Source organism: Pseudomonas sp. PSPC2-3 (assembly GCF_049898265.1).
In the GTDB taxonomy this organism is placed as follows: Bacteria; Pseudomonadota; Gammaproteobacteria; order Pseudomonadales; family Pseudomonadaceae; genus Aquipseudomonas; species Aquipseudomonas veronii.
This window is the reverse complement of sequence record NZ_JAFCXJ010000016.1, coordinates 69,434-96,412: the sequence shown is the minus strand read 5'-3', so window position 1 is coordinate 96,412 and position 26,979 is coordinate 69,434. Positions and strand designations below refer to the sequence as shown.

The 26,979-nt window shown below is 62.9% G+C and carries 26 protein-coding genes and 1 pseudogene; 15 read left to right on the top strand and 12 right to left on the bottom strand.

From position 1 onward, the window contains the following. The 5 genes and pseudogenes from ACP7E3_RS30330 to ACP7E3_RS30310 all read right to left on the bottom strand — a co-directional run. Positions 1-125, bottom strand: a pseudogene (locus ACP7E3_RS30330) (acetaldehyde dehydrogenase); the annotation flags it as partial. A 32-nt stretch (positions 126-157) separates the two neighbouring features. After that, positions 158-961, bottom strand: a complete 804-nt coding sequence (gene mhpD / locus ACP7E3_RS30325; protein ID WP_017847921.1) for a 2-keto-4-pentenoate hydratase — start codon at positions 959-961, stop codon at positions 158-160. Between the two features lie 14 nt (positions 962-975). Further along, a complete protein-coding gene (locus ACP7E3_RS30320) occupies positions 976-1,839 on the bottom strand; it encodes an alpha/beta fold hydrolase (RefSeq protein ID WP_128191998.1) in 864 nt (287 codons plus the stop codon). 17 nt (positions 1,840-1,856) lie between these two features. Then, positions 1,857-2,810: a 3-carboxyethylcatechol 2,3-dioxygenase gene (gene mhpB / locus ACP7E3_RS30315; RefSeq protein WP_046484029.1), complete on the bottom strand. Its 954-nt coding sequence runs from the start codon at positions 2,808-2,810 to the stop codon at positions 1,857-1,859. A gap of 1 nt (position 2,811) precedes the next feature. After that, positions 2,812-4,470, bottom strand: a complete 1,659-nt coding sequence (locus tag ACP7E3_RS30310; protein WP_057005927.1) for a bifunctional 3-(3-hydroxy-phenyl)propionate/3-hydroxycinnamic acid hydroxylase — start codon at positions 4,468-4,470, stop codon at positions 2,812-2,814. A gap of 133 nt (positions 4,471-4,603) precedes the next feature. On the opposite strand from ACP7E3_RS30310, the gene ACP7E3_RS30305 reads away from it, so the two are divergent. Continuing rightward, a complete protein-coding gene (locus tag ACP7E3_RS30305; protein WP_017847917.1) occupies positions 4,604-5,386 on the top strand; it encodes a DNA-binding transcriptional regulator in 783 nt (260 codons plus the stop codon). A gap of 19 nt (positions 5,387-5,405) precedes the next feature. Here the strand turns inward: ACP7E3_RS30305 and ACP7E3_RS30300 are convergent, their stop codons facing one another. From ACP7E3_RS30300 to ACP7E3_RS30285, 4 genes are all read right to left on the bottom strand, one after another. Beyond that, a complete protein-coding gene (locus ACP7E3_RS30300) occupies positions 5,406-7,805 on the bottom strand; it encodes a DUF3772 domain-containing protein (RefSeq protein WP_426125343.1) in 2,400 nt (799 codons plus the stop codon). A gap of 134 nt (positions 7,806-7,939) precedes the next feature. After that, entirely contained in the window at positions 7,940-9,271 is a 1,332-nt protein-coding gene (locus ACP7E3_RS30295) for an OprD family porin (RefSeq protein WP_426125341.1), read from the bottom strand. A 63-nt stretch (positions 9,272-9,334) separates the two neighbouring features. Further along, complete coding sequence (locus ACP7E3_RS30290) at positions 9,335-10,879, bottom strand: MFS transporter (protein ID WP_426125339.1); 1,545 nt, start codon at positions 10,877-10,879, stop codon at positions 9,335-9,337. Between the two features lie 10 nt (positions 10,880-10,889). Then, a complete protein-coding gene (locus tag ACP7E3_RS30285) occupies positions 10,890-12,098 on the bottom strand; it encodes an aspartate transaminase (RefSeq protein WP_198865769.1) in 1,209 nt (402 codons plus the stop codon). A gap of 310 nt (positions 12,099-12,408) precedes the next feature. Between ACP7E3_RS30285 and nac the strand changes: the two genes are divergently transcribed. The 14 genes from nac (at position 12,409) to ACP7E3_RS30215 (ending at position 23,991) form a co-directional block, all read left to right on the top strand. Next, positions 12,409-13,314, top strand: a complete 906-nt coding sequence (gene nac, locus ACP7E3_RS30280) for a nitrogen assimilation transcriptional regulator NAC (RefSeq protein ID WP_198865768.1) — start codon at positions 12,409-12,411, stop codon at positions 13,312-13,314. Between the two features lie 114 nt (positions 13,315-13,428). Further along, on the top strand, positions 13,429-13,845 hold the full coding sequence (locus ACP7E3_RS30275) for an acetyl-CoA carboxylase biotin carboxyl carrier protein (protein ID WP_198865767.1): 417 nt from the start codon (positions 13,429-13,431) through the stop codon (positions 13,843-13,845). 28 nt (positions 13,846-13,873) lie between these two features. Beyond that, positions 13,874-15,226, top strand: coding sequence for an acetyl-CoA carboxylase biotin carboxylase subunit (gene accC, locus ACP7E3_RS30270; RefSeq protein ID WP_426125336.1), 1,353 nt, complete (start codon positions 13,874-13,876; stop codon positions 15,224-15,226). After that, positions 15,223-15,885 (top strand): 5-oxoprolinase subunit PxpB, encoded by a 663-nt coding sequence (pxpB, locus tag ACP7E3_RS30265; protein WP_426125334.1) that lies wholly within the window; start codon positions 15,223-15,225, stop codon positions 15,883-15,885. Before accC ends, pxpB begins: the two co-directional genes overlap by 4 nt. Then, positions 15,882-16,853 carry a biotin-dependent carboxyltransferase family protein gene (locus tag ACP7E3_RS30260; RefSeq protein ID WP_426125332.1) on the top strand — a complete coding sequence of 324 codons (972 nt, stop codon included), beginning with the start codon at positions 15,882-15,884 and terminating at the stop codon, positions 16,851-16,853. The genes pxpB and ACP7E3_RS30260 overlap by 4 nt, the downstream gene beginning before the upstream one ends. Positions 16,854-16,864: 11 nt before the next feature. Beyond that, entirely contained in the window at positions 16,865-17,257 is a 393-nt protein-coding gene (locus ACP7E3_RS30255) for a biotin/lipoyl-containing protein (protein WP_426125330.1), read from the top strand. A 16-nt stretch (positions 17,258-17,273) separates the two neighbouring features. Further along, complete coding sequence (locus tag ACP7E3_RS30250) at positions 17,274-18,047, top strand: LamB/YcsF family protein (protein ID WP_198865762.1); 774 nt, start codon at positions 17,274-17,276, stop codon at positions 18,045-18,047. Between the two features lie 113 nt (positions 18,048-18,160). Continuing rightward, on the top strand, positions 18,161-18,913 hold the full coding sequence (locus tag ACP7E3_RS30245; protein ID WP_426125329.1) for an SDR family oxidoreductase: 753 nt from the start codon (positions 18,161-18,163) through the stop codon (positions 18,911-18,913). 110 nt (positions 18,914-19,023) lie between these two features. Then, the gene (locus tag ACP7E3_RS30240) at positions 19,024-19,725 is read left to right on the top strand and encodes an amino acid ABC transporter permease (RefSeq protein ID WP_198865760.1); all 702 of its coding nucleotides are present in this window, start codon (positions 19,024-19,026) and stop codon (positions 19,723-19,725) included. A 6-nt stretch (positions 19,726-19,731) separates the two neighbouring features. Then, the gene (locus ACP7E3_RS30235; RefSeq protein WP_426125326.1) at positions 19,732-20,475 is read left to right on the top strand and encodes an amino acid ABC transporter permease; all 744 of its coding nucleotides are present in this window, start codon (positions 19,732-19,734) and stop codon (positions 20,473-20,475) included. Between the two features lie 23 nt (positions 20,476-20,498). Next, complete coding sequence (locus ACP7E3_RS30230) at positions 20,499-21,227, top strand: amino acid ABC transporter ATP-binding protein (protein ID WP_198865773.1); 729 nt, start codon at positions 20,499-20,501, stop codon at positions 21,225-21,227. A 57-nt stretch (positions 21,228-21,284) separates the two neighbouring features. Then, the gene (locus tag ACP7E3_RS30225) at positions 21,285-22,118 is read left to right on the top strand and encodes an ABC transporter substrate-binding protein (protein WP_426125324.1); all 834 of its coding nucleotides are present in this window, start codon (positions 21,285-21,287) and stop codon (positions 22,116-22,118) included. Positions 22,119-22,392: 274 nt separating this feature from the next. Beyond that, the gene (locus ACP7E3_RS30220) at positions 22,393-23,079 is read left to right on the top strand and encodes a glycosyltransferase (protein WP_104903474.1); all 687 of its coding nucleotides are present in this window, start codon (positions 22,393-22,395) and stop codon (positions 23,077-23,079) included. Positions 23,080-23,214: 135 nt separating this feature from the next. After that, positions 23,215-23,991, top strand: a complete 777-nt coding sequence (locus tag ACP7E3_RS30215; RefSeq protein WP_017847914.1) for an ABC transporter substrate-binding protein — start codon at positions 23,215-23,217, stop codon at positions 23,989-23,991. Between the two features lie 92 nt (positions 23,992-24,083). Here ACP7E3_RS30215 and ACP7E3_RS30210 read toward each other — a convergent pair whose 3' ends face one another. Genes ACP7E3_RS30210 through ACP7E3_RS30200 form a run of 3 tightly spaced genes read right to left on the bottom strand, consistent with a single transcriptional unit; the run spans position 24,084 to position 26,812 of the window. After that, positions 24,084-24,710 (bottom strand): helix-turn-helix transcriptional regulator, encoded by a 627-nt coding sequence (locus tag ACP7E3_RS30210; RefSeq protein ID WP_017847913.1) that lies wholly within the window; start codon positions 24,708-24,710, stop codon positions 24,084-24,086. Then, positions 24,710-25,843, bottom strand: coding sequence for an NAD(P)/FAD-dependent oxidoreductase (locus ACP7E3_RS30205; protein ID WP_426125321.1), 1,134 nt, complete (start codon positions 25,841-25,843; stop codon positions 24,710-24,712). Before ACP7E3_RS30205 ends, ACP7E3_RS30210 begins: the two co-directional genes overlap by 1 nt. Positions 25,844-25,864: 21 nt before the next feature. Continuing rightward, on the bottom strand, positions 25,865-26,812 hold the full coding sequence (locus ACP7E3_RS30200; RefSeq protein WP_017847911.1) for an ornithine cyclodeaminase family protein: 948 nt from the start codon (positions 26,810-26,812) through the stop codon (positions 25,865-25,867). Between the last annotated feature and the right edge of the window lie 167 nt (positions 26,813-26,979).

Genomic DNA, 26,979 nt, shown 5'->3' with positions numbered 1-26,979 from the left:
TCGGAGGCCGGGTCGATGCCGACCATGACCGCCATTTCCAGGTGTTTGGCGTTGCGCAGGATCTTGATCATCAGGTCGGTGCCGATGTTGCCGGAACCGATGATGGCGACTTTGAGTTTATTCATTGTTATTGCCTCATATGCACGCAAGTCGCCGATTACTCGGCGCGACTGTCTACCGAGAAGTTCACGCCGACCCGGCCGATGCCGTCGATCTCGGCCTCGAACCGATCACCGGCAGCGACCGCCACCATCGGCCCCAGCGCGCCGGTGAGAATGATGTCGCCGGCCCGCAGCGGATCGCCCAGGCGCGCCATGGCGCAGGCCAGCCAGACCGCCGCATTGAGCGGGTGACCAAGGCATTCGGCGCCACTGCCGCTGGACACTTCTTCAGCGTTGCGGGTCATCCGCATGCTGGCCTGGCGCAGGTCGAGCCCATCGAGACGTCGAGCCGGGCCGCCGAGTACGAAGCAGCCGCTGGACGCGTTGTCAGCCACGGTATCGACGAAGCGGATGTTCCAGCCCTGGATGCGACTGCCGACGATTTCCAGGGCCGGCACGACCCAGCCGGTGGCCGCCATCACGTCGGCGAATGTGGTGTCGGCGCGGGGCAGGTCGCGTTCGAGGATCAGCGCGATTTCAGCCTCGATCTTCGGTTGCAGTACGCGGCCGCTCGGCACGGTGGCGTTGTCGCCGTAGCACATGTCGGCAAACAGGGTGCCGAAGTCCGGCTGGTCCACGCCCAGCTGGGCCTGGACCTTGGGGTTGGTCAGGCCGATCTTGCGCCCGACCACGCGGCGCCCGTTGGCCACGCCGTGGTCGACGTTGAGGCGCTGGATGGCATACGCGGCGGCGTTGTCTGCACCGATCCGCTCGCGCAGCGGCCCGATGGCTTCGCCGTGGTCTTCGGCCTGGCGCAGGTCGGCGGCGAGTTGTTGCAGGGTGTCTTGAGTCAGCGTCATGTCAGCCTCGATGATCAGTGGGTCAGGAAGTCCAGGACCATGCGGTTGAACTTCTCGGCGTGTTCCCACTGCGCCCAGTGGCCGCAACGGTTGAACACGTGCAACTGTGCCCGGGGCAGGCCGGCCAGCAGGCGCAAGCCGGTGTCCATCGGCACGAAGCGGTCCTCGCGGCCCCAGACGAGCAGGGTGTCGGCGCTGATTTCGTGCAGGCGGTGGCTGAAATCCGGAAATTGCTTGGGGTTGAGCGTGCTGCTCTTGACGAAGTTGTCCAGGTGATCGCGGCGCGACAGGATGTTGTCCAGGCGGGTCTGGAACAGCTCGTCGGTGAGGCCGCTGGCGTCGAAAACGAAGACATTCATCATCTTCTTCAGGTTCTCGATGGTCGGGTCGCGGTACAGCGCGCCGATCAGTTTGATGCCTTCGGTGGGCTGCGGCACGAAGGCACTCGGGCCGCCGGTGCCGCCGCCCATCAGGATCAGCTTGCCGATCCGCTCAGGGTATTCCAGGGCGAAGGCGACGGTGCTGTGGGCCCCCATCGAATTGCCGATGATGTGCACGCGCTCCAGCCCCAGCACATCGAGCAGGCCCTTGAGCGCTTGGGCATTGAGGTTCGAGCGCGAGCCTTCGCTGACGATCGTGTCGCTTTTGCTCCAGCCGGGGCAATCCATCAGGATCACGCGAAAACCGGCACTCACCAGCGGCTCGATATTGCGATTGAAGTTGGCCCAGCCGCTCGCGCCCGGCCCGGAGCCGTGCAGCATGACCACGGTGGCGGCGCCTTCGCCAAGGTCGTTGTAATGCAGTTGCAGGTCCAGGTCGCCTTCCTTGATACGGGCAAAGCGGCTGGTGGAGGCTTCACTGAAAGCAGTGGCAGTCATGGCAGTGTTCCTTGAATTCATGGGTGAGGGGGCAGCGGCTGTGCGCCAAGCGCACCGAAACCTGCGATCCACTCGGGAATCGGGCGGTAGTAGCGGCCTTCGGTCTGATACGGGCCGAAGGCACTCAGGGCCGCGAAGGCGGCGACCCAGGTTTTGACTTCATGGGTCGACTTGCCGGCCAGCGCCGACAACGCGTCATTGCCCAAGCTGTCGAGGTCGCGCATGCGGCCCTGTTCGAGGCTGTCGAGAAACTGCTGATCCCAGGCCGGGTTCAGCGGGTGCAGGCTGTTCGGGTCTTCGACGAAAGCGCGGGCGGCTTGAATCACCCGGTTCTGGCGGGCCTGTCGTTCATCGGCGGGGAGCTGACGCCCGCTGCCCATCAGACGGTCAGCCATGCGTGCGTCGACCTTGGCCAGTTCCGGTACCGGTGGCTGATGGGACAAACCACCGGAAGCCAGGAACAGCACACGTTTATCCAGCGCTTTGGCCCATTGGCCGATCGCTTCACCCAACAGTCGGGCGCGTTTGAAACTCGGCAACGGTACGGCCACCGAGTTGATAAACACCGGAATCACCGGGCAGCGCTGCAAGCCGCCGAGCAACAGTTCCAACGGTTGCGCGAACCCATGGTCGACCTGCATGCGATACGACACCGCGGCATCGACACCGGCATCCAGCACCGCCTGGGCGCAGGATTCGGCCAGCGCTTTGGGCACGTCGAGCGGGCCGGCGGCGGTGTCGAAATCGCCAATCGCGTGGGCCGCCATGCCGATGCAAAAGGCCGGCATCACGTCGTAGAAAAAGCCGTTGTAATGGTCGGGAGCGAACAGCACCACCAGCTGCGGGTCGAAGCGGGCGATGCGCTCGCGCGCGGCGTCGATCACGCCGTCGACTTCAGCCAATACCTGCGGCGCCGGATCGACGTAGCCCACCAACGGCGTATGAGACAAACAATGCACAAAGGCGCTCATGTCACGCGACCTTGCTGACAACAGCGTTCGCCGAGGTCGGTGGCACGGCTTTGAGCGCCCGGGCCAGGTCATCGCAGGCCTGGCCGACGGTTTGCGGGATGGCCAGGCCGGCGAGGAAGCGGTCCGGACGCACCAGGGCGATGGACGAGGTGCCGAGCGCGAACCATTCTTTCAAGCGCCCGCTGCTGTCACCCACGCGGATCACATCTTGGCCGGCATCGCTCGGTACTCGGAGCTGGACGTCCGGCAACACTTGGATGAAGCGCGTGCCCAGGGCTTTCCAATGGGCGATTTGCGTGGCCGACAGGCCCCAGGTCGGATCGCAGCCCCAGGCGATGATCGCAAAGTTGTCGCCAATCACTTCGTCCAGCAGCACGGTGGTGCCGGCGTCGGTCAAGACCTTTGGCTGAATGAACATCTTGCCCACCGGCGAGCCTTTTGCAGTCGGCACGATCAACGCGCCCCGGGTGTATTGCGGCATCGGTTTGAAGCGCATTTCCACGAAGTAACGCTTGACCGGCGGCAGGTAGTTGAGCAACCACGACACCCCATCGCGCAGGGTGCCTTGCCAGCGTTTCGGCGGCGCCAATACGTGGCCGGCGAGTACGGAGAGGTTGATCATCGCCTTGGCGTGGTCGCGGCGTTCCTGTTCGTAGCTGTCGAGCAGGCTGTCGGCGGCCAGGCCCTTGATCACCAGCGCGAGTTTCCACGCCAGGTTCAAGGCATCGCGCATGCCGCTGTTGTAACCCTGGCCTTGCCATACCGGCATGATGTGCGCGGCATCGCCGGCCAGCAGCACCCGGCCCTGGCGGAACCGCCCGGCCAGACGCGCGTTATGGGTATAGACGCGGCTGCGGATCAGCTCGATGCGGTCGGGGTTGGGCAAGACTTTGCTCAGCAGCTTGCGCAGGTTCTCGGGCTTGCTCAGCTCGGTCTCGGTTTCGCCGGGCATCACCATGAACTCGAAACGACGCACGCCGTGGGGCAGGGCGGCGGACACGTAAGGACGCACCGGGTCGCAGCACAGATAGACATGGGGCGTGGCCAGCGGGTCGTTGGCGATGTCGACCACGATCCACTGATTGGGCGCGGTCTTGCCTTCGAAACTGATGTCCAGGCTGCGCCGCACCAGGCTGTTGCCACCGTCGCAACCGATCAGGTAACGGGCATTCAGGCGTTCGCTGCGGCCATGCTGATCCTTGAGGTTGAGCACCACCGCGCTGTCGCTTTGTTCAAAGCTGTCTAGCTCGCGACTGAACAGCACCTTGACGTTGCTGAAGCGCTGCAGGCCGTCGAACAGCACGCGGTCGGCCAAAGGTTGAATGAACGCGTTGCGGCGGGACCAGCCGAACTCGTCGGTTTTCGGTTGGATATCGGCAAAGCAGCGACCCTTGGGGGTCAGGAAACGCATGGCGTGCCAGGGCGTGGTATGCGGCAGCACCTTGTCCGCCAGACCGACGGCCTGGAATGTGCGCAGGCTTTCATCGTCCAGGCCGATGGCGCGGGGGTAGTCGATCAGGGTGTCGAGCTTTTCCACCAAGGTGACGTTTACGCCACGTTGCCCCAGGTAATTGGCGATCATCAAGCCGACAGGGCCGGCGCCGACGATGGCAACGTCGGCGGTCAGCTCCAATGTGGAAGGAGCGGGTGCAAGACTCATGGGTATCTCCGTACAGCGTTTTTGGATTTCTTGTGGGGCGCAGTATGGAAATCACGAGGCTGGTGGACAACGAAAACCCCTGCTAGTGTGCACCAGGTGCACAGCGTTGATTTGAAACGATAATGGAGCGTCCATGAGCGAAACAGAATACAAAACCGTTCGTGGGTTGATGCGGGGTTTGGCCCTGATCAATGGCTTGAATCGTTTCGACGGCGGGGCCAGCACGGCGCAGTTGGCCGAGCAAAGCGGGCTGCACCGGACCACGGTTCGCCGGCTGCTGGAGACCTTGCAGGCCGAGGGTTATGTGCGCCGCAGCGAGTCGGATGACAGCTATCGCCTGACGCTGAAAGTCCGTGAACTGAGCGAGGGATTTCGCGACGAGCAATGGATTTCGTCGATTGCCGCACCGCTGCTCGGCGAGCTGCTGCAACAAGTGGTCTGGCCCACCGACCTGTGTACGCTGGACGGCGACGCCATGGTGATACGCGAGACCACGCATCGCTTCAGTCGCCTGTCGTTTCACCGCTCCATGGTCGGCCGGCGTTTACCCTTGCTCATGACCGCCATCGGGCGCGCGTACTTCGCGTTCTGCCCGCCGGCCGAGCGCGAAGAGCTGATCGAGTTGTTGATCAGCCGCGACGATGAACAGTCGGCGCTGGCGGCGGATCGCGGCTTTGTCGATCGGTTGGTCGAGCACACCCTCGGCAAGGGCTACGGCGAAAACAATTCCCACTGGGGCCTTGAGCGTAAAATCGCTGCGATTGCGATTCCGATCAGGCACGAGGAGCGGGTGATGGGCTGCCTGAATCTGGTCTACATCGCCAAGGCGATGTCAGTTGAGGAAGCCGCCCGCCGCTATCTGCCGGCCATGCAGGGCGTGGTGGAAAAAATCAGAACGCAATTGGCGGAGTGCTGATGCTTGGTTGTGTGGCGCTCTAATCGGCCGGCGAGGCTTTTTCCGCCGCCTCATTGATCAGCACCATACTCTGCGGCGAAGACAGCGCCACGCCGAGTTCGCGCAGGCGCCCGAGGACGGTGAACAGCAGGTCGCTGCGGGCTGTTCCCACCGAGCGCGGGCTGTTGACGTAACCGCTGACGCCGATGACCAATCCGTTGGCGGTCAGGTCCTTGAACGTCACCGACGGCGCCGGCGTGTCCAGTACGTCTTCGTGTTCGGTGAATGCCGTCAACAGCAGTTCGCGGATCTGCAGCACATCGGTTTCCAGCGGCAGGGTCAGGGTGATGCCGACCACGCCCAGCGCATTGCCCATGGTCACGTTGCGCACGTTCTGGGTGATGAACTGCGAGTTGGGCACGATCACCGTTGAGCGATCGGACATCTGGATTTCCGTGGCGCGCACGTTGATGCGGCGGATATCGCCTTCGACGCCCGCGAGGCTGACCCAATCGCCGACTTTGACCGGGCGTTCGGTGAGCAGGATCAGGCCGGAGATGAAGTTCTGCACGATCGCCTGCAGGCCGAAACCGATGCCCACCGACAGCGCACTGACCACCCAGGTCAAGTTGGTCAGGCTGATATTCAGCGTGGACATCACCACCACCGCGACCAGCACGAAGCCGATGTAACCCACCAGGGTCACCAGCGAGGCGCGCATGCCGGCGTCCATGTTGGTTTCCGGCAGCAGCCGTTCGCCGAGCCAGTTCTTGAGCACGCGCACGCCGAACAGGCCGATCGCGAGCAGGACAAGGGCCAGCAGAATATCGCCGGGCGCGATGTTCAGGTTGCCCAGCGGCTTGCTGCCCAGGTCGAGTTGCGTCAGCCCAGCCAGCAGCTCGCCCGGGCTGGAGCCGGAGGGCAGGAACGCCAACAGCACTGCGGTGAACATCAGCAGGGTGCGGCCCACGCCCGCGAGTATCGTGCTGGCCTGTGCCTGGTGGCGTTCGGACAGGCCCAGGGCCGAGCCGAGCGCCAGGCCGCCAGGCTGTTTCGGCGAGAGCAGGGTCTCGCAGAGGTCGCCGAAGCAGGCGATCAGCAGATAAGCCGTCGCCGCGACCACGCTCATCCACAGCAGTTTGACGGTGAGGAAGTAAGCCAGGGTCAGGTAGCCGCTCAACAGCGCCAGCAGGGCGATCCCGATCCAGGTCCCGGCGACAAACGGAATCAGCCCGGCGATGCCGCTCATGCGTTCAAGCGCGTATCGGCGGCGGGTGCGGCGGTAACGCAGCAGGCCGAAGAAGAACACCAGCGCGATGGCCAGCGCGGTCAGGCCGTTCACCGCCGCGGTCAGTGCCAGGCTGCTGGCGATGACGCTGTTGATGCGTTCCTGGGTGCCGATCAGCATCAAGGCCAGGCCCATCAGCACGGGGAAGGGACCCAGGGCGACGGCGATCTGGTCGGGGATCTGGGGCAGGCGCCAGGACGGATGCGCGCGCATCAACAGGGCGCGACCGAGGCCGACAATGAAGGCGCAGAACACCACCAGGGTCTGCAATTGATCGAGCAGCGTGAGCATGTCGGCGCTGGGCACGGTGTCGCGTAGCACGCCCCAGCGCAGCAGCGTGGCGGCCAGGCTGATGGTCAGCACGGTGGCCAGCCCCACCGCCAGCGCCAGCGCACTGCGACGCAGGCGGCCTTCGGGGATCCAGCGCACCGTCAGCCGGACCAGCGTGTGCTCCAACACCCGTCGTCCCGTCACCCAGACCAGCAGCGCACTGAACAGCATGCTCACGAAAAACCAGCGGTTTCCCGGCGCCACGGCGGTGTCCGTCACGCTGCGTACATCGGCGTACAGGCCGCGTAAACGGCTGAGATCGTCGTCGGTCGGGCGGATGATGTTGGACCAGAACACCACGCTGATCGGGCTCGCCGAGCGGGTGCTGATCTGTGAGTCGAAGAGGCTGCGGCGCAGGCTGAAGATCTGCGCGGCCATGTCGCTGGCGGATTGGCGCAGGCTGCTGGCCTGGCGCTGCTCGTTGAGCAGGGTGTTCTTCTGCCGGGTCAATGCGCTGCGTTGTTGGGTCAGGCTGGGGGGCTCATTGACCTGTACCGGGCCAAGCACGTTGAGCTGGTCATCCAGGTGTTCAAGATCGAGGATTTGTTTGGCGGCCAGGGTGTCGGCCTGTTTTTGCACCTGCAAGGCGGCCTGGCGCAAGGTCGAGAGCAGGTCGTCGTTGGCGCTGCCCGTGACTTTCTGGCGGATCAGGTCGAGTTGGTCGTTGAGGTCTTGCACACTGGCGTCTTCAGCCAGCAGCGGCACACTGCGCGGGTCGCTGATCGGCGAAGGCGCAGCCTGCGCGAGGCTGGGCAACGTAGCGCACAGCATCAGCAGGGCGAACAGCCCGGTGAAAAAACGGCTCGTGGTGACTCGATGCATGCGCCTTGCCCTTTGACGGTTACCCAAATACCTAAGCGTCACCACTCTATGAGGCGAAGGCAAGCCATTCGTGCGAATTTTTGCGGCCCTGGGCTGGCACGGGGGCAACGATGCGCGTTGTCCCCGTGTCGGGCTTACAGAATGTTCAGCGGGTAACTCACAATCACTCGATGCTCATCGCTGTCACGCTGGGTTGAAACCTCGGTGCGCAACGATGCATGGCGCAAGGCGATGCTCAAGTCCTTGAACGGCCCCTGCTGCACCACATAGCTCACGGTCAGGTTGCGTTCCCACTCATTTTTGTCGCCCGTGGGGGTGCGGATATTCGAGCCGCTTTCGTACATTCCCAGGACGCTCAATCCAGGCACACCCACGCTCGCGAAGTCGTAGCCGTAACGCACTTGCCAGGTGGTTTCACCGGCGCGCTGGAATTTGCCGATCATCGATTCGGTCATGAAGTACGCCGTGGAGCCATCGCCCTGGTTCAACCACACCGCGTCGCTGTCGCCGCTGACTTGTTGCAGGCCGGCGGCGATCGTGTGGCCGTTGACCAGGTAGGTGAATTGCGCGCTGCTCAGGCGACTGTCGACCTTGCCCTTGGTGACGCCGTTGCCGTAGTAGCCGAAGGTGTAGAAATCCGGATCGTGACCGTTGGCACCATCGGAGCGGTTGTCGAAGTGGCGCAGGTCGGTACGCAGGGTGCCGGGGCCGACTTTCCAATCGTATTTGAGGCCGAGGAAGTGCTGTTTGTAAAAGTCCTGCAGGTTGCCGTAGTAGTACTGCAGCGTCAGGTCCTTGCTGGCTTTGTAGTCGACGCCGCCGTAGTAGAACTTGTTCACGAACTCGCCGGTCTGTGCGTTGTTCGCGCCCGGGATCGACATGCCCATCTGGTTGCTTGAACCCCGGCCCTTGACGTGTTCCAGCTGGCCGAGGGTGAAGGTGAAGTTGTCGAGGTCTCTGGACTGGACCTGCCCACCGTTGAAGGTTTGTTGCAGCATGCGATCGGTGGACATCACCACCGGCAACATCGGCACCAACGTGCCGTACTTCAACTCCGTGTTTGAGAATTTCGCCTTGGCCGTGAGGCCCAGGCTGCCAAATTCATCCACGGCGCGACCATCGTTGTCGGTGGGGAACACGTTGCCGTTGAACGCCGTGTGTTGAGGGTTGTAGTGCCGGCCCTTGCCCGAGTCCAAGCGGATACCGAACATACCAATCGCATCCACCCCAAACCCGACTGTGCCCTGGGTGTAGCCGGACTGAAAGTTGGCAATGAAGCCCTGGCCCCATTCTTGGGTGTAGTTGGGGTCGGCAGCGCCACTGCGGTTATCGGCGTTACTGAAAAAGTTGCGTGCCAGCACGCTGAGCTTGCTGTCTTCCACCAGACCGGCGGCGTAACCCTGTTGAGCGATGAGCAGGCCGCAAATGCCGGCCATTACTTTAGGTGCGCGATTGAAAAGCTCCATTGGAGTCATCCCCATGAGTTGTGAAGTGTTGTGAGAGGCAGTCAAAAGCGGCAGTTAAGGTTTTTATTGTTTTTCAGGAGCAACGGTGGCCGGCAAGACGTTGAGCCTCACGGGCGGCAAGCGGTACAGGATGAACAGCGCGAGCACGCCGACGGCAGCGCAGAGCAGCAGGCCGACACCCACCGATTGGGCCAGGGCATCGCGCGCCAGGTTCAGCCATCGCGGGTGTTCGAACAGTGCGGCGGCGGGGTGTAACAGCACCTGCGGGTCGGCGTACAGCGCCAGGCCCTGCGCGTGCCCCTGGCCGATAAACAGGCGTTGCAGATTGGCGCTGTACAGCAGGTTGACCAGCGCGCCCATCGATGCGGTGCCGAGCAGGCCTCCGACCAGGCGCAGGGATTGGGTCAAGGCGGTGGCGATGCCGAGGAATTGCCGCTCTGCGAGGGTCTGGGTGAACACCGTGAGGTTGAGCAGGATGAACCCAAGGCCCAGGCCGGCGAGCAGGATCAAACCGAGCAGCGTATTGAACGAGGCCCCGCGCCCCACGATTGCCAGCCCGAGACAGGCCAGCAGCAGCGCCACAAAACCGCCCAGCGGCAATAGGTTCGGGTTATGCAGGCGGGTGACGATGCGGCTGTTGACGATGGCGCCCAGGGTGATACTCAATGCCAGCGGAGTAATCAGCAGGCCAGCGTCCCGCGGCGAGTAGCCATAACTGCCTTGCAGCAGCAGCGGCAGATAGAACAGCAGCGAAAACATGATTGCCCCGGCGGCCATCGACAGCACGAACAGCAAGCGCATGCTGGGTAAACCGAGCAGGGCCGGCGGTAGCAAGGCATGACTGCAGCGGCGTTCCCAGCGCCACAGCGCACCCGTCGCCACCACACAGCCCAGACCCAGGGCGGCGCTGAGCATCAGGCTGGTATGCCCGAGCCATTCGACAAACAATTGCAGGCTGCCCAGGGCCAGGGCGATCAGCAGGGCGCCGGGCCAGTCCAGGCTGATTTTTGCCTGTTGCAGCGGGCGGTAATATGGCAAGTAGCGCCAGGCAAAAAACAGCGCGAGACAGCCCAGCGGTAGGTTGATGTAGAACACCGAGCGCCAACCGTAGGCGTCTGTCAGATACCCGCCCAACCCAGGCCCAATGGCGTTGATCACGCTGAACAGCGCACTGAGCAGCATCTGCCAGCGCAGGCGTTGGCGTGTGTCGGGGAACAGCTCGGGGATACAGGCGAAGGCCGTGCCGATCAACATGCCGCTACCGACCCCCTGCAACACCCGGCCGAGCACCAGCCACAGCATTCCAGTGGCCAGTGCACAGGCCAGTGAAGCCAGGGTGAAGATCAGCGTCGCTGCGATCACGAAGGGCTTGCGCCCATAGTAGTCACCTAACCGGCCGAAGATCGGGATGGTGACGATCGAGGCCAGCATGTAGCCCGTTGCCACCCACGCATACAGCTCAAAGCCTCTCAATTCGGCGACGATGCTCGGCAACGCGTTGCCGATCACCGTTTGATCGAGAGCCGAGAGCATCAGCACCAGCGAGATACCGAGCATGGCCAGCAAGGCTTGGCGGAAGCTCAGGGGAGGGTGGGTGGCCACAGTCATCGTCGACTCCTCAGTGCAACGCTGCAACGGCGGCGGCGATGCGTGAGCAGCCTTCATCGAGGGTCGTGATATCGGTCGCGATCGACATGCGGAAAAACGGCGCCAGGCCATAGGCCGTACCTGCCACCACCGCTACGCCCTGGCTTTCGAGCAGGTACATCACCACGTCGTAGTCCGTTTCCAGACGCTTGCCCTGCGGCGTCGATTGGCCCAGCAGGCCGGAGCAGTTCACATACAGGTAGAACGCGCCATCGGGTGTGCGGCAACTGAGGCCGTCGATGGCGTTGAGCAGTGCCAGGCAACGATCACGGCGTTGCTGGTAAACCACCACGCTGTCCTTGACGAAGGTCTGGTCGCCGTTGAGCGCTTCAACTGCGGCGGCCTGGCTGACCGAGCAGGCGTTGCTGGTCGATTGCGATTGCAGAGTCGCCATCGCGCCGATCAAGTCATCCGGGCCGGCCGCGTAACCGATGCGCCAGCCGGTCATGGCGTAGGTCTTGGACACGCCGTTGACCACTACGCTGCGCTCGCTCAGTGCCGGTTCGATGGCGAGGATGTGCGGGTTGTCCAGGCCCTCATAGCGGATGTGTTCGTAAATGTCGTCGGTCATCAACAACACATGGGGATAGTCGAGCAGTACGTCGGCCAAGGCGCGCAGTTCGGCGGCACTGTAGCTGGCACCCGTCGGGTTGCTCGGTGAATTGAGCAGCAACCAGCGGGTGCGCTCGGTGATCGCGGCGCGCAGTTGATCCGGGGTCAGTTTGAAAGCGTGCTCTTCCAGGCACGCGAGGATCACCGGTTCGCCTTCGCAGGCCAGCACCATATCGGGGTACGACACCCAGTACGGCGCCGGAATCAGTACTTCATCGCCCGTACCCAGGGTTGCCGCGAAGGCATTGAAGATGGCGCTCTTCGCTCCGCTGGTCACCAGCACCTGGTTCGCCGCGTAAGTCAGGCCGTTTTCACGCGCCAGCTTATCGACGATCGCCTGACGCAATTGTGGCGTACCGGCGTTTTGCGTGTAGCGCGTTTCGCCGCGTTCGATGGCGGCGTTGGCTGCTTGCCGAATATGCGCGGGGGTATCGAAGTCTGGCTCGCCGACCACCAGGTTGATGATGGACTGGCCTTGCCGGCGAAGTTCGTTCGCGCGGTCGGAAGCGGCGCTGCTGGGGGATGGCTTGATCCGTTGAACACGGGCGGCGATGCGGGAGGCGGTCACGTGGCGTTCCTCGTGGGTGACATTGACGAGGTCCTACAGTACGAGGCACTTGCACAGCAGCCATAAGACGATATCGTTCTGGTCGGATAGGAATCGCTTATGGCTGGCACCGAACACGACCTGCTCTTTATTGGTGCGTCCAGGCCTGCTGGCTCGTAACCGGTGTTGCACACGAGGGGCCTGCTCCAGCCATAGCAAAGGCTTATGTCTGGGCGCTGCGGATCACGATGCAGGGGAAGTCTTGCAGCTGGCCTGGCTCTTGCTAACACCTGGGGTGTTGTCTCCTTTTTCGAGCAAGAGCATTGCCACCGTGAACCTGCGCCGTCTGAAGTACTTCGTGAAACTCGTCGATATCGGCAGCATGACCCAGGCCGCCGATGTGCTGCATGTGGCGCAACCTGCCCTTAGCCAGCAACTGGCGACCCTCGAGGCCGAGTTGCAGCAGCAGCTGTTGATCCGCACCAAGCGCGGCGTCACGCCGACCGAGGCGGGCAAGGTGTTGTATGGGCATGCGCAAATCATTTTGCGCCAGTGCGAGCAAGCCCAGAGTGATATCAATGCCACGGGGCACGCGTTGTCCGGCCAGGTGTCGGTCGGCCTGGCGCCGGGCACGGCGGCGTCGACGTTGTCGTTGCCGCTGCTGCGCCGGGTGCGTGAGCGGCATCCGGGGATCCTGCTTTACCTCAATGAAAACTTCGGCACCACCCTGAGCGAGTTGATCATGAATGGCCGCATGGACATGGCCGTGCTGTATGGCGGGCGCGAGGTCCATGGCTTGAGTTTTGTGTCGTTGCTCCGCGAACACCTGTACCTGGTGAGTGCCGACCCTGCCATCAGTGCGTTGGACCAGATTGCGCTGGCCGACCTGGCTGACATGGACATGCTGTTGCCCCGCCCCTACAACGTCATGCGTCGCCTGGTGGACGAAGCTTTCCAGCGTATCGGCCTGAGCGCACGGGTGGTGGCTGAAGTCGAATCGTCGATCACCCTGACCGCTGCCGTCGCCGAGCACTTCGGTTCCACCATCCTGCCCGAATCGTCGGCGCGGGTGATGGTGGCGGCGACCTCGGTGCATATGTGCCGCATTGTCGAACCCGAGGTCGAGGCACCGTTGGCCCTGTGTCTGTCGGGGCATCTGCCACTGTCCGTGCCGGCCCAGGCGGTCAAGGCGATCCTGTTGGAGCTGGTAGCGGAGATGCGCGGCAGCCTGATCTGAGCGGTCATAAGCACGGCTTATCACCCCAAAGCCAAAGCGTCTTGGTCGTCCGCGAACCGGCTCGCTACATTGGCTTCATCCACTCAGACATACAGCGCAGGCAGGGGGCCAAGCATGGATTCCGAACGCATCAAGGGGTTGATCGATTTGCTCGCCGAATCCGATCTGCTCGAACTGAGCCTGACGGAAGGCGATAGCACGATTCGCCTTTTCAAACAGGCTGGAAACGCAAGGGGGGTTGAGCCGCCGGCCGAGCTGTCGCCGATTCCGCCTGCGGCACCGGCTAAAGCGGTGGCGGCGACTGAGGTCAAGGCCAGCTTGTACGGCGTGCTGCATCTCACTCCGGCGGCAGGGGAAAGCCCCTTTGTGGCGGTGGGCGACCAGGTCGAAGCCGGGCAAACCCTGGCGGTGCTCGAAGCGATGAAAATGTTCCATCCGGTCAAGGCCCACGTCCCCGGTCAGATCGTCGCGATCCTCGCCCAGAGTGGCGCCGAAGTCGAAGCCGGCCAGGCGCTGTTTCGCCTCGGCTGATGCCACGCCACTTTTTTAGGTGAATAACATGTTCGACAAAGTGCTGATCGCCAACCGTGGCGAAATCGCCCTGCGCATTCAGCGTGCGTGCCATGGCCTGGGGCTCAAGACCGTGGTCGTACACTCCGAGGCGGACCGCCATGCGCAGTATGTGCAACAGGCCGATCAGGCGCTGTGCATCGGCCCTGCCGCGCCCAGCCAAAGCTACCTGAACCAGACGGCGCTGTTGTTTGCGGCCGAGGTCAGCGGCGCGCAGGCGATCCATCCGGGGTATGGCTTCTTGTCCGAGAACGCCGGGTTTGCCGACCGTATCGAAGCCGCCGGCCTGACCTTTATCGGTCCGAGCGCCGCGTGCATCCGCACCATGGGTGACAAGGTCGCCGCCAAACGGGCCATGCGTGAAGCCGGTGTGCCCTGTGTGCCGGGGCCGGATACGGTCATGCCGAGCGACGACGCGAGCATCCAGGCGATCGCTCATGAAATTGGCTACCCGGTCATCGTCAAGGCCGCCGGCGGCGGTGGCGGCCGTGGCATGCGCGTGGTGAATGAAGCGGGCGCATTGCTCGACGCCATCGCCTTGACGCGTGAAGAAGCGCGGTTGGCCTTCGGCAATCCGGAACTCTACATCGAGAAATTCCTCGGCCATCCCCGCCACGTGGAAATTCAGGTGTTGTGTGATGCCCACGGCCATGCGATCTGGCTCGGTTGCCGTGATTGTTCCCTGCAACGCCGCCACCAGAAGGTCTTGGAAGAGGCGCCCGCACCCGGGATCGATCCCGCACTGATCGCCAAGGTCGGTGAGCGTTGCGCCGCCGCGTGCCGACAGATTGGCTATCGCGGCGTTGGAACGTTCGAGTTTCTGTATGAGGACGGTGAGTTTTTCTTCATCGAGATGAACACCCGGCTGCAAGTCGAACACCCGGTGACGGAGATGACCACCGGCATCGATATCGTCCAGCAGCAATTGCGCATGGCCCTTGGCGAAGTATTGGCGCTGCGCCAGGAGGACGTGCAGCTCAACGGCCATTCACTGGAGTGCCGGATCAACGCCGAAGACCCGCTGACGTTTATGCCGACCCCGGGGGTGATCCAACGTTGGGAAGTCCCCGGCGGGTTTGGCGTGCGGGTCGACTCCCATGTCACCACCGGCTATCGGGTGCCACCGTATTACGACTCGATGGTGGCCAAGGTCATCACCCATGGCGCGACGCGCGATGAAGCCATGGCGCGCATGCGCCTGGCCTTGAGCGAACTGTGCGTGGAAGGCATTTCCACCAATATTGCGCTGCACCGCGAGATCCTTGATGACCCGGCATTCTGCGCCGGCGGGGTCGACATTCATCACCTGGAGCGCTGGCTGCAGCAAAGGAGTCCGACATGAGTACCGCTTCTGTCCCCCGCATCAGCCTGCTCGGTTCCACGGCGCTGTTGTTCGAAGCGCCGGGCGAACTCGACCTGGCGCCGCAACAACGCATTTGGAGCCTGGCCCTGCAGGCCAGCGAGTGGTCCGAGATCCACGAAGCGGTGCCGGGCATGAACAACCTGATGCTCACGTTCATCCAGCCGCCGCGTGATCTCGATGGGTTGTGCGAGCGCTTGCTGCACGCCTGGGACAGCTGCCGGCCGTTGCCCCTCGAAGGGCGCATCGTCGAGTTGGCGGTGGTCTACGGCGGCGAGTTCGGCCCGCACATGCAGGATGTGGTGGCGCACACCGGGCTGGACATCGAAACCATTGCCAACCTGCACTGCGAGCCGCTGTACCCGGTATATGCCCTGGGCAGCCATCCGGGTTATTGCTACCTCGGCGGCATGGATGCGCGCCTGGCCACGCCACGACGCCAGGTGCCGGTGCTCAGCGTTGGCGCCGGTTCCGTGTCGATCGGCGGGGTGCAGACCGGTGTGTCCGCGTCGGCCGGCCCCAGCGGCTGGAACACCATCGGCCGCACCGAGATGACTTTTTTTGACCCGACGCAAAACCCGCCGGCGATGCTCAGGCCGGGCGACATGTTGCGCTTGCGCATCGAGAGGATCATTCGATGATAGAGGTTTTATCGACCACCGCCCTGGCCACCGTCCAGGATTTCGGCCGCTTCGGCAGCCTCGGTTACGGCGTGGGCACTTCTGGCGCGATGGACCATTTAGCGCTGGCGTTGGGCAACCTGATGCTGGGTAACCCCGAAGGCGCCGCTGCGATCGAAATACCGATGTTTACGTTCGAGGTGCGCTTTGTTCAGGACTGTGCCTTCGCAGTGTCCGGTGCCGCCTGCGAAGCGAGCCTTGATGGCCAGCCATTGCCGCCGTACTGGGTGGCGCAGGCGCGGGAGGGCCAGGTACTGAGCCTCGGCTACCCGACATCCGGCAGCCGCGCCTACCTGTGCCTGGCCGGCGGCGTCGATGTACCGTCGGTACTCGGCTCGCGCAGCACGCAGTTGCGCGGCGAGTTCGGCGGGTTGCATGGCCGGGCCTTGCAGCAGGGCGACCGCATCGCGGCGCTGCGCCCTGGGGTGAGCAAGCTGCCCAGCGATTTTGGTGTGGTTTCACCGAGTCACGCATTGCCTTTGCAGTGCGACGGGGTACCGGCCATGCGGGTGTTGCCGGCGGCTGAGTACGACTGTTTCCTGGATGAGTCTCGCGCTGCGTTCTGGGCTGGCGAATGGAAGGTCACCACCCAGAGTAACCGTTACGGCTACCGGCTCGAAGGCGCGCCGATCTTGCCCAAGGCCCCCATGGAAATCCGCTCCCACGGCATCGTCCCCGGGGTTATCCAAGTGCCCCACGGCGGCCAACCGATCATCCAGATGCGTGATGCACAACCCAGTGGCGGCTACCCGAAATTCGGCACGGTGATCGAGGCCGACCTGTGGCGCCTCGGCCAGGCACCGATCGGCAGCAAGGTGCGGTTTGTCGAGTGCAGTTATGCCGAGGCCGTCGCGGCCCTGGAAGACAATCAACGCTATCTCGCGCAGGTCCGCCGCCTGGTCGACCTGCACAGGCTGGCTTCGCATTAAGGACATCGAACATGACAAATCAGGAAATCCGCCAGTTGGCGGTGTGGCTCAAGGAGGCCCACCTGGCGGGCGCGCACATCTGCCGGCCGGGGATGCAACTGGTGCTCAAGCGCAGTAACGATGCAGGGGACGTTGCCGCCGCGCCGCCCGTCAAGGCTGCGCCCGAGCAGTTGCTGAAAACGCCGGGACTGGGCCACTTGCGACTGACCCATCCCGATCACCGTGAAGTGCTGGTCACCGTGGGCAGCCTGGTGGAGCGGGGCCAGTTGGTCGCATTGCTGCAGGTGGGCGAGCTGTTGTTGCCAGTGCGCAGCCAGCACGCCGGGCGTCTGGCGGCGGTGCTGACGGAGTGTGGCGCCACCGTCGGTTATGGCGAGGCGTTCATGCGCCTGGCAGCGGAATGAGCAGAGAGGACAAGTGATGAAGATCGATTTGAATGCGGACCTGGGCGAGGGCTTTGGCCCTTGGCGCATGGGTGAGGATGAGGCGTTGATGAGCCTGATTTCCTCGGCCAACGTGGCCTGCGGTTTCCATGCCGGCGACCCGCTGATCATGGACACCAGCGTGCGCCTGGCCAAGGCCGGTGGCATCGACCTCGGCGCTCATGTGGGCTTTCCCGACCTGATGGGCTTCGGTCGGCGGCAGATGAACATCGAGCTCAAGGAACTGGCGACCTATGTGATCTACCAGCTAGGCGCCCTGGCCGGGATCGCGGCGGTCAATGACCACCGTATGACCCACATGAGCTTTCATGGCGCGCTGGGCAACATGGTTGCGGCCGATGCGGCGCTGGCCGGGCCTTTGGTGCGGGCCGTGGCGGCGTTCGATCCGACGCTGATCATCAGTTCCTCCAGCAGTCGGGCCATCGAAGACGCCGCCGAACAATGCGGGCTGCGTGTGGCTACCACCTTTCTTGCCGACCGCGCCTATGACGATGACTGCCTGCTGGTGCCGCGCATCGTGCCAGGGGCGGTAATCAAGGAACCGACGGCCGTGCTGCAGCGGGTTCGCCAGTTGCTGGAAGAGGGCACGGTGACCAGCCTCAACGGCAAGCGCATCGCGGTGCCGGCCCATTCGATCCTGTTGCACGGCGACACCCCTGGCGCGGTTGCGCTGGCCCGCACCATCCGGCTTGAAATAGAGCAAGCGGGCGGCTGCATCACGCCGATTTCGCAGCTGCTGGCAGCGTCATAAGCAGGACTTATTGCCACACAGTCATTCCGTCTTGGTCGCCAGCGCCCGTGCTGGATAGAGTCAAAGACATCGCGATCACGGGAGTGGTCCGCACACGCTATGAGGACAGCAACATGCCATTTTCAGACTATAAAACCGCACTGGTCACCGGTGCTTCTTCCGGGATTGGCGCCGCAGTCGTCGAGCGCCTGTGCCAGGAAGGCGTGCAGGTGCATGCCCTGGCCCGCAGCGCCGACAAGCTCGAGGCGCTCGCCGCCAAGACCGGCTGCATCGCCCACGCCATCGACGTCACCGACCTGGCCGGGCTGACCCGTTTGTTCGAGACCCAGCGCTTCGACATCCTGGTGAACAACGCCGGCGTCGATAAACCTGGCTCGATTCTCAAGGCCGACGCCGACGGCATCGACCTGCTGATCGACGTCAACCTGCGTGCCGTCTTGCATCTGGCGCGCCTGGCATTGCCGGGCATGGTCGAGCGCGATTGCGGGCACATCATCAACATCAGCTCGATTGCCGCTGCCTACAACTTTGGCGGCAACTCGACGTACCACGCGACCAAGGCAGCGGTGAGCATGTTGTCGCGCCAGTTGCGCATCGATGCCTTCGGCAAGCGCGTGCGGGTCACCGAAATCTGCCCTGGGCGCGTCGCCACCGATATCTTTGCCCATGTACACGGTGATTCGGAGGAGACCCACAAGCGTTTTGTCGAAGGCTTCGAATTGCCGCTGGCCAAGGACATCGCCGACGCAATCGCCTTTGCGATTGCCGCGCCGATTGCGGTGAACATCGGCCACATGGAAATCACCCCGACCTTGCAAGTCCCGGGTGGACTCTCGACCGCCCGGCCCCAGGATTACCAGGGCTGAACACCGCCCGCCCAAAACAGAACGGACCTATCCGTCGTCGCGTCATTCCACCACGGTCATGCCGGGTGATTTTTATTTCTGCCCTAGCCCAATGCCGATAGGGATTGACCATGAAGCAAGACTTCGATTTGGCCGCGATTCTGCAAGGCGAGTATGCCGAGCTGATCGTCAAGGGCATCGAAATGACCTTGCAGCTGGCGTTGTTCGCCTGGCTGCTGGCGATGGTGCTGGCACTGACGCTGGTGACGGTGCGTTTGACCGGCAACAAGCTGGTCGACCGTCTGGTCGCCGGGTATGTGTCGTATCACCGCAATGTACCGACCCTGGTGCAACTGATGTTGTGGTACTTCGGCGTGCCGACCTTGCTCAGCGAGTCCACGCAACTGTGGCTGGCCAACCACAACACCGAATACCTGTTCTCCGTGATTGCCCTGGGCCTGTGCCAGGCCGCGTATTTCTGTGAAGACATCCGCAGCGGACTGCGCGCGATCCCCGCGGGGCAGACCGAAGCCTCCAGGGCTTTGGGCCTGGGCTACGTGCGCTCGATGCGCTACGTGATCCTGCCCCAGGGCGTGCGTAATTGCCTGCCGTCGCTGATCAATCACACCGTGTTGCTGTTCAAGAACACCAGCCTGGCGATGGCCATCGGTGTGATGGAACTGACTTACGCCACCCGCGAGGTCGAGAACTATACATTCCGCACCTTCGAGTCGTACCTGGTCGCCACGGTGTTTTACCTGGTGTTTTCTCTGCTGCTGATGGGCGTCGGGGCATTGTTGGCCCGGCACTTCAGCAAAGCCATGGCGAGGTAGACGGCAATGCTCGATATCGTTTCGATCGTGCAGCAAAACTGGGCGCTGTTCCTGATCGGCCAGTACCCCCATGGTCCGCTGGGCGGCCTGGCGAGTACCTTGATCCTGGCGGCGCTGGCGCTGTTGCTGGCGTTCCCGTTCGGCCTGTTGTTGGCGCTGGCGCGGGTCTCGCCATGGAAAGGGCTGCGTCTGCTCGCCACCGTGTGGGTGTATGTATTGCGGGGTATCCCGCTGCTGATGGTGATCTTCTGGACTTACTTCCTGGTGCCCTTGCTGATCGGGCATAACATCACCGGGTTCATGACCATGCTCTGCACCCTGGTGATTTACCAAAGCGCCTACCTGTGCGAAATCATTCGCGGCGGTATTCAGGCGTTGCCGGCCGGGCAGTACGAAGCGTCGCGTGCCTTGGGCCTGGGCTATGTACGCACCACGATGTGGGTGATCCTGCCCCAGGCGCTGTACAACGCGCTGCCCAGCCTTATCAGCCAGTTCATCTCAATCATCAAGGAAACGTCCCTGGGTTATGTGATCAACGTCCAGGAAGTGACGTTCGCCGCCAATCAAGTCAACAACCAACTGCTGACCAAACCGTTCCAGGTGTTTTTCATCCTGGCGATCATCTACTACCTGCTCTGCTTCGGCCTGACTCACCTGGCCAGCTGGGTAGAACGGCGGATTGCGCGCAAGCGCCTGGGTGATGGCGGGCAAGCCGTGTCGAGCGATCCGTTGTTGGCCACCGATAATTGAAGAGGGCTGCGTCCATGCATCCAATGATCATGTTTTCGAAAATCAATAAATGGTACGGCGAGTACCAGGCGCTGACCGACATCACCGCCGAGGTGCAGCCGGGTGAAGTGGTGGTGCTGTGTGGGCCATCGGGTTCCGGCAAGTCGACCTTGATTCGCACGGTCAACCGCCTGGAAGACATCCAGAGCGGCCAGATCCTGTTCGATGGTCAGGACGTACACGGCACCGATGCGCAGATCAATCGCCTGCGCAGCCGGGTTGGGTTCGTGTTCCAGAGCTTCAACTTGTTCCCCCATCTATCGGTGCTGGAAAACATCACCCTGGCGCCGAGCAAGATCCGCAGCCTCAAAGGCGCGGCGGCCAAACAAAAGGCCATGGAACTGCTTGACCGCGTCGGCCTGGCCCACAAGGCCGGGGCTTACCCGGCGCAGCTCTCCGGTGGCCAGCAGCAGCGCGTAGCGATTGCCCGTGCGCTGGCCATGGAGCCGCCGGTGATGCTGTTCGATGAACCCACCAGCGCCCTCGACCCGGAAATGGTCGGCGAAGTGCTGAGCGTGATGAAAGGCCTGGCCAAGGACGGCATGACCATGATGTGCGTGACTCACGAAATGAATTTCGCCCGCGAAGTCGCCGACACCATCTGGTTTATGGACGCCGGGCAGATTCTGGAAAAGAGCAAGCCCTCGAGCTTCTTCATGCAGCCAGCGCACCCACGAGCGCAACGTTTTATTGCCGACCTGCGAGCCCATTGAGCCGCGGCGGCTTTGCTCCCTCTGCCATTTTGATTGACCACTTTTCAGGAGTTTTCCATGAGTATGAAGCATCTGTTTATCGCGTTGGCCTTGGCCCCTTTGGCCGTTGCAGTGGCGCAGGCCGACCAGTTGAGCGACATCATGGCCAAGAAATCCTTGAGCTGCGGTGTGTACGCCGACGTGCCGCCGTTCTCCGCACCGGACCCGCAAACCCGCGAACTGGTAGGCATGGATGTCGACCTGTGCAAGGCCCTGGCCAAGACCATGGGCGTGGCACTGGAGCTCAAGCCGCTGTCGGTTGAAGCGCGTATCCCGGAGGTGAAGATGGGCCGTGTCGATGTGATCTTCGCCAACTTGGCTTACACCAAGACCCGCGCCGAACAGATCCAGTTCAGCGATCCGTACTACATCGCCAAGGAAACCCTGGTGGTGCGCGCGGCCAATGCTGATCAGCCGAAGATTTTCTTCAAGGACAAGCGCATCAGTTCTACCAAGGGCTCCACCTCCGAGCAGTCGATCCGCATCGCTGGCGCTACTCCGGTGACGTTCCAGGACACCGGCTCGGCGTACATGGCCCTGCAGCAGAACAAGGTGGTGGGCCTGGTGACCAACACCATGACCGCGCTCAAGTTGGTCAACCAGGCCAAGGCCAGTGGTGTCGAGCTGGCTCTGGCCAAGGAGCCGATGGCCCTGGAACCCATTGGCGCCGGCATGCGCCGCGACGAGCCGGCCTTCCTGGCCAAGGTCAATGAGTCGTTGATGGCGATGGAGACGGCGGGTGAGATCGATGCGATCTGGGACCGCTGGATCGGCCCGAACACTGAGTACAAGATGGTGCGCGAGGACAAGGTGCAGAGCCTGAGCGCGCTGAAGTTCGACCCGCTGCCGTAGGCGCAACGCTGAAGAAAACCACTCCTGTGAGTGGTTTTTTTTCGTCTGGGTTTTATCTGCCGATCAGTTCGCTCTCGTGGCACCCCGTTGGTCCACGTTCTGAGCGTTATGCGTTAACGATTTTTATGTTCAACAAAGATTCAGAAAATTGTCTGGAAAATCGATGAGCGAGCGTCGGCGCAGCATGGGTAGGTACTTGCACAAGATTGTTTAAACCTTCTGCCTCAGCGCTATGTCGATAGCTGGACATACTTCGCCAACTGAGGCAACGCCAATGATAGGAGTCGTGATACCCGCCCATAATGAAGAGCGGCAGATCAGCGAGTGCCTCGCTTCTGTGCGGCTCGCCAGTGAACATCCCGCGCTTGACGGCCGCCCGGTTGAGATACTCGTGGTTCTGGATGACTGCTCCGACCGCACCGACGCGTTGGCGGCGGCCCACGGTGCGGCGACACTCGACGTGCGTTTTCAGAATGTGGGCAAGGCCAGAGCCGTCGGCGCCGAGACGTTGCTCAAGCGCGGCGTGCAGTGGCTTGCCTTCACGGATGCAGACACGCGGGTTCCCCAGGATTGGCTGGTGCGCCAGCTCGGGTTTGGCGCTGACGCGGTGTGCGGCACCGTCGAGGTCGACAGCTGGAACGAGCACGGCGAACGGGTGCGTGCGCAATACCTGGAGCGCTACCGATTCATCGAAAACCACCGCCACATCCATGGGGCAAACCTTGGGTTGAGTGCCGAGGCCTATCGCACCGCCGGTGGGTTTCAGCACCTGGCCGCCGATGAAGACGTCCGCCTGGTGGCCGACCTTGAACGGACCGGCGCGCGGATCGCCTGGACGGCCACCATTCCGGTGATTACCAGCGCGCGTCGGGACTACAAATGCCAGGGCGGGTTTGGCGAATACCTGGCTTCGCTGATCCCGCCGTCCGCTCACACCGAAGCCGATTCCCCCTGCACCTGAGCCCCGTGCGTGGATTGCCTGGAAGCGATTGACGGAAAATACGCTAAAGTCCATTATGGATTTATAAGTACAAAAAACCTGCCTGACTTTTTCTTCAATCTTGCCAAATCGACAATAACTTGCGAGACCACGACCATGAAGAAACGCTCCCTCATCACCGCCCTGGCCCTGAGCCTGTTCGCTTGCGGCCACGCCCTGGCCGCCGAGAAAACCCTGCGCATCGGCATCGAGGCGGCTTACCCGCCGTTCGCATCGAAGACCCAGGAAGGCACAATCGTCGGGTTCGACTATGACATCGGCAACGCCTTGTGCGCGCAGATGAAAGTCAAGTGTGTGTGGGTCGAAGGCGAGTTCGATGGGCTGATTCCTTCGCTGAAAGTGAAGAAAATCGACATGGCCTTGTCGTCCATGACCATCAACGAAGACCGCAAGAAGTCGGTGGATTTCACCCACAAGTATTACTTCACCTCATCGCGTCTGGTGATGAAGGACGGCGCGGTGGTGGACGACCAGTACGCCAGCCTCAAAGGCAAGACCGTCGGCGTGCAGCGGGCCACGACTACCGACCGGTATGCCACCGAGGTGTTCGAACCCAAGGGCATCAACGTCAAGCGCTACAGCAATAACGAAGAAATCTACATGGACCTGGCGGCGGGGCGCCTGGATGCGATCTTTGCCGACACCATCCCCCTGAGTGACTTCCTGTCGCTGCCGCGAGGCCAGGGTTATGCGTTTGTCGGGCCGGAGCTCAAAGACCCGAAATACGTGGGCGAGGGCGCCGGCATTGCGGTGCGCAAGGGCAATAGCGCGTTGGTCAGTGAGTTGAATGCGGCCATCGACGGCATCCGTGCCAATGGCGAGTACCAGAAGATTTCCGCGCAGTACTTCAAGTCCGATATCTACGGCGACTGATGCTGAATACGCACTTGAAAACGCTGTAGGTCAGTGTGAGAGCTGTCGAGCCCTGGCAAGCCCGCTCTCACATTTGATCGCGGCTGCCGGCTTCAGCCCTTCAGTTCCTTCAAGTGCTTGTAGACCGTCGCCCGCCCCATGCCCAACACATTGGCCACGTAGTTCGAGGCGCTCTTGCCCTTGAACGCGCCTTCGGCGTGCAGCGCCAGCACCAGCTCGCGCTTGTGGTCGCGGGTCAGCAGGTTCAGGCTCAACTGGCGTTCGCGCAGCCAGGCGTGCAAGAAGGTGTTGATCCGTTCCTGCCAGTCATCGCGAAACAGTGAGTCCGGTTGCGGGATCAGCTTGCTGGGTGACAGAAACAGGTCCAGCGCCGCCTTGGCGTTTTCGAACAGCGAGATATTCAGGTTGATGCACAGCACGGCCAGCGGGCGACCTTTGTGGTCGCGCAGCACGGTGCTCAGGCTGCGGATTTTCTGACCGTCCCAGTTGAGCTTTTCGTAGGGGCCGATATTCACTTCGCGGATGTCGTCGCTCAGCATGTCTTCCAGCGCCGAATCGTCACCGATGGCCCGTTTCGACAGGTTGTTGGCGATGTAGTCGACCTTTTGCGTGCGCAGGTCGTGCAGCACCACTTCGGCGTGGGGGAAGAACAACGTGGCGATCGCATCGGCGATCGCACGGAAGTTCTGCAGGACCTTGTCTTGTTCAGCGGTGTTCATCAATGCGGCTCCAGGCGTTCGGGGGAGAGCATACCAGCGTCCAGGCCGAACCGCGCCAGTGGCTCCGGCAGCGCCGCGCCGCGCACCAAGGCCGCGCTGGCCTGGCCCATCGCGGGCGAGGTCTGGATGCCGTACCCGCCCTGTGCCGCCACCCAGAACAGCCCGGCCACCCGCGGATCGAAACCGGACAGCAAATCACCGTCGTGGACAAAACTGCGCAGGCCGGCCCAGGTGCGGGTCGGGCGGCGGATGGTCAGGGTGGTGGCTTCTTCGATCTGGTGGATCCCCATGGCGATGTCCAGTTCTTCGGGCTGGATGTCCTGGGGTTCCACCGGGTCGGCGTTGGCCGGCGAACCGAGGAACATGCCGGCATCGGGTTTCATGTAGAACGCTTCGTCGAGGGCCACCAGCATCGGCCAGGTGTGGCTGTCCACGCCTTCGGGGCCGGCGAAGATGAACGCCGAACGACGCTTGGGTTGCAGGCCGACGGACGCGGCGCCGGCCAGCCCGCCGATATGGTCGGCCCACGCGCCGGCAGCGTTGATGATGATCGGCGCGGTGCAGGTTTCATGCTGGGTTTGTACGTGCCACAGGCCGTCGGCAGTGCGGCTCAGGCCCAGCACGTGGCTGTCGGTCCGCACTTCGCCGTGGTTGCGGCGGATGCCGCGCAGGTAGCCTTGGTGCAGGGCGTCGGTGTCGATGTCGCTGGCGGTCGGGTCGTAGATCGCCCCGTGGACTTTGTCGCGCCGCAGGATCGGCAAGCGTGCACAGGCTTCGTCGGCACTCAGTCGTTCGACCTGCGACACGGTGGCCTTGGCGCTGAGGTATTGCTTGTCCAGCTCGGCCGGGTCGCCGCTGAAGTCCACAGTCATCTCGCCCCGGGGCGTGAGCAACGGGTGTTCGCAGAAACCGGCGGGCGGGTTGTCGAAAAACGCCCGGCTGGCCAGGGTCAGTGCGCGCACTTGCGGGGTGCCGTAGGCGGCGCTGTAGAGCGCGGCCGAACGCCCGGTCGAGTGATAGCCGGGGTGGGCCTCACGCTCCAGCACCAGTACCTTGCCGTGGGGCGACAGCCAGAAACCCGTGGACGCGCCGGCAATCCCGCCGCCGATGATGATGAAGTCTGCGTGGCTCATGAACATCTCCTGAAGGTGGGGTTAGCGCTGCAGCTGGTACAGCGCGTTAGCCAGTGCAATGTCTTCCAGACCCAGCCCGATGGACCGGAAAAACACCGGGCGCTGGTAGTCCGGGCGCTGTGCCATGTCACTGAGTAGCTCGGGCAGGTCGCCCATCACCGCGCGTTTGTCCCAGCCGTGCTGTTCGCTGGCGATCAGCATTTCGCCGGCCGCGTCCGGAGTGGTCTGGCGATAGTCGCAGAATACCTGCATCGCGTTAAGGCTGTGGGGCGGCACTTCATGGGCGCGGGGCGCATTGGTGCTGATCGAAGTGATCAGCGCCGGTTTGCTCAGGTGCGCCGGGTCGAGCACCGGACCGGCCGACGAGGTACACAGCATGATCACGTCGGCATCCGCCACGGCCGCCGCGCAGCTGTCGGCGATGCTCAGGCGTGGGTCGAGGCCGGTGAGCTGCGCGAGGGTGGCGGGGCTGGCGCTGGCCAGGCTCGGTGAAAACAGGCTGATGTGCTGCCAGTCCCGCAGGTTTTGCACGTAGCGCAAGTGCGCCTGGGCGACCTTGCCGCTGCCGATGATCGCCAGGCGCCGGGCGGCCAATGGCGCTAGGGCGTCCACCGCGAGGGCCGTGGTGGCGGCGGTGCGTGCGGTGGTCAGTTCATGGGCATCGCACAGCAGCAACGGTTGGCCGCTGTGCATCGACATCAACAGCGTCCAGGCCGTCACCAATGGCCCTTGCTCCCCTACGATGTACGGCGAAGTCTTGACCCCGTACACGCCGTCCTCGGCCAGCACGCCCAGGTAGTTGATGAAGTCGCCGGCGCCCTTCGGAAACGCCACTAACTGTTGCGGCGGTTGCACCGCCAGCCCGGCGGCGAGGTCGCGGAACAGCTTGTGCAGGATCTGGGGCACGTCGATCTGAGCGAGTAACTCGCGCGCTTGGGCCTGCTGGATGACATGGGGCGTGCTGGACATGGGGAACTCCGCTGTAAACTAATTTGTCCATTATGGACTTTTAGTCGTTTCGAGCAATATCCCGGCGAAAAAAATACGTTCAAGCCAGCAGCCCCCACATCTATGTAGGTCACCTGTTCGCCACGCCTCAAGTACGTTTCGGCACCACCCCTGTTGCCACCCGGACG

Bases quoted from the DNA above. Each gene is read 5' to 3' on its own strand.
- ACP7E3_RS30310 (WP_057005927.1), bottom strand. From the start codon at position 4,470: ATGAGTCTTGCACCCGCTCCTTCCACATTGGAGCTGACCGCCGACGTT.
- mhpB (WP_046484029.1), bottom strand. From the start codon at position 2,810: ATGAGCGCCTTTGTGCATTGTTTGTCTCATACGCCGTTGGTGGGCTAC.
- ACP7E3_RS30235 (WP_426125326.1), top strand. From the start codon at position 19,732: ATGCTCGATATCGTTTCGATCGTGCAGCAAAACTGGGCGCTGTTCCTG.
- ACP7E3_RS30305 (WP_017847917.1), top strand. From the start codon at position 4,604: ATGAGCGAAACAGAATACAAAACCGTTCGTGGGTTGATGCGGGGTTTG.
- ACP7E3_RS30200 (WP_017847911.1), bottom strand. From the start codon at position 26,812: ATGTCCAGCACGCCCCATGTCATCCAGCAGGCCCAAGCGCGCGAGTTA.
- ACP7E3_RS30320 (WP_128191998.1), bottom strand. From the start codon at position 1,839: ATGACTGCCACTGCTTTCAGTGAAGCCTCCACCAGCCGCTTTGCCCGT.
- pxpB (WP_426125334.1), top strand. From the start codon at position 15,223: ATGAGTACCGCTTCTGTCCCCCGCATCAGCCTGCTCGGTTCCACGGCG.
- ACP7E3_RS30295 (WP_426125341.1), bottom strand. From the start codon at position 9,271: ATGGAGCTTTTCAATCGCGCACCTAAAGTAATGGCCGGCATTTGCGGC.
- ACP7E3_RS30225 (WP_426125324.1), top strand. From the start codon at position 21,285: ATGAGTATGAAGCATCTGTTTATCGCGTTGGCCTTGGCCCCTTTGGCC.
- ACP7E3_RS30210 (WP_017847913.1), bottom strand. From the start codon at position 24,710: ATGAACACCGCTGAACAAGACAAGGTCCTGCAGAACTTCCGTGCGATC.
- ACP7E3_RS30260 (WP_426125332.1), top strand. From the start codon at position 15,882: ATGATAGAGGTTTTATCGACCACCGCCCTGGCCACCGTCCAGGATTTC.
- ACP7E3_RS30255 (WP_426125330.1), top strand. From the start codon at position 16,865: ATGACAAATCAGGAAATCCGCCAGTTGGCGGTGTGGCTCAAGGAGGCC.
- ACP7E3_RS30275 (WP_198865767.1), top strand. From the start codon at position 13,429: ATGGATTCCGAACGCATCAAGGGGTTGATCGATTTGCTCGCCGAATCC.
- ACP7E3_RS30300 (WP_426125343.1), bottom strand. From the start codon at position 7,805: ATGCATCGAGTCACCACGAGCCGTTTTTTCACCGGGCTGTTCGCCCTG.
- ACP7E3_RS30215 (WP_017847914.1), top strand. From the start codon at position 23,215: ATGAAGAAACGCTCCCTCATCACCGCCCTGGCCCTGAGCCTGTTCGCT.
- accC (WP_426125336.1), top strand. From the start codon at position 13,874: ATGTTCGACAAAGTGCTGATCGCCAACCGTGGCGAAATCGCCCTGCGC.
- ACP7E3_RS30290 (WP_426125339.1), bottom strand. From the start codon at position 10,879: ATGACTGTGGCCACCCACCCTCCCCTGAGCTTCCGCCAAGCCTTGCTG.
- ACP7E3_RS30240 (WP_198865760.1), top strand. From the start codon at position 19,024: ATGAAGCAAGACTTCGATTTGGCCGCGATTCTGCAAGGCGAGTATGCC.
- ACP7E3_RS30220 (WP_104903474.1), top strand. From the start codon at position 22,393: ATGATAGGAGTCGTGATACCCGCCCATAATGAAGAGCGGCAGATCAGC.
- ACP7E3_RS30205 (WP_426125321.1), bottom strand. From the start codon at position 25,843: ATGAGCCACGCAGACTTCATCATCATCGGCGGCGGGATTGCCGGCGCG.
- ACP7E3_RS30250 (WP_198865762.1), top strand. From the start codon at position 17,274: ATGAAGATCGATTTGAATGCGGACCTGGGCGAGGGCTTTGGCCCTTGG.
- ACP7E3_RS30245 (WP_426125329.1), top strand. From the start codon at position 18,161: ATGCCATTTTCAGACTATAAAACCGCACTGGTCACCGGTGCTTCTTCC.
- ACP7E3_RS30230 (WP_198865773.1), top strand. From the start codon at position 20,499: ATGATCATGTTTTCGAAAATCAATAAATGGTACGGCGAGTACCAGGCG.
- mhpD (WP_017847921.1), bottom strand. From the start codon at position 961: ATGACGCTGACTCAAGACACCCTGCAACAACTCGCCGCCGACCTGCGC.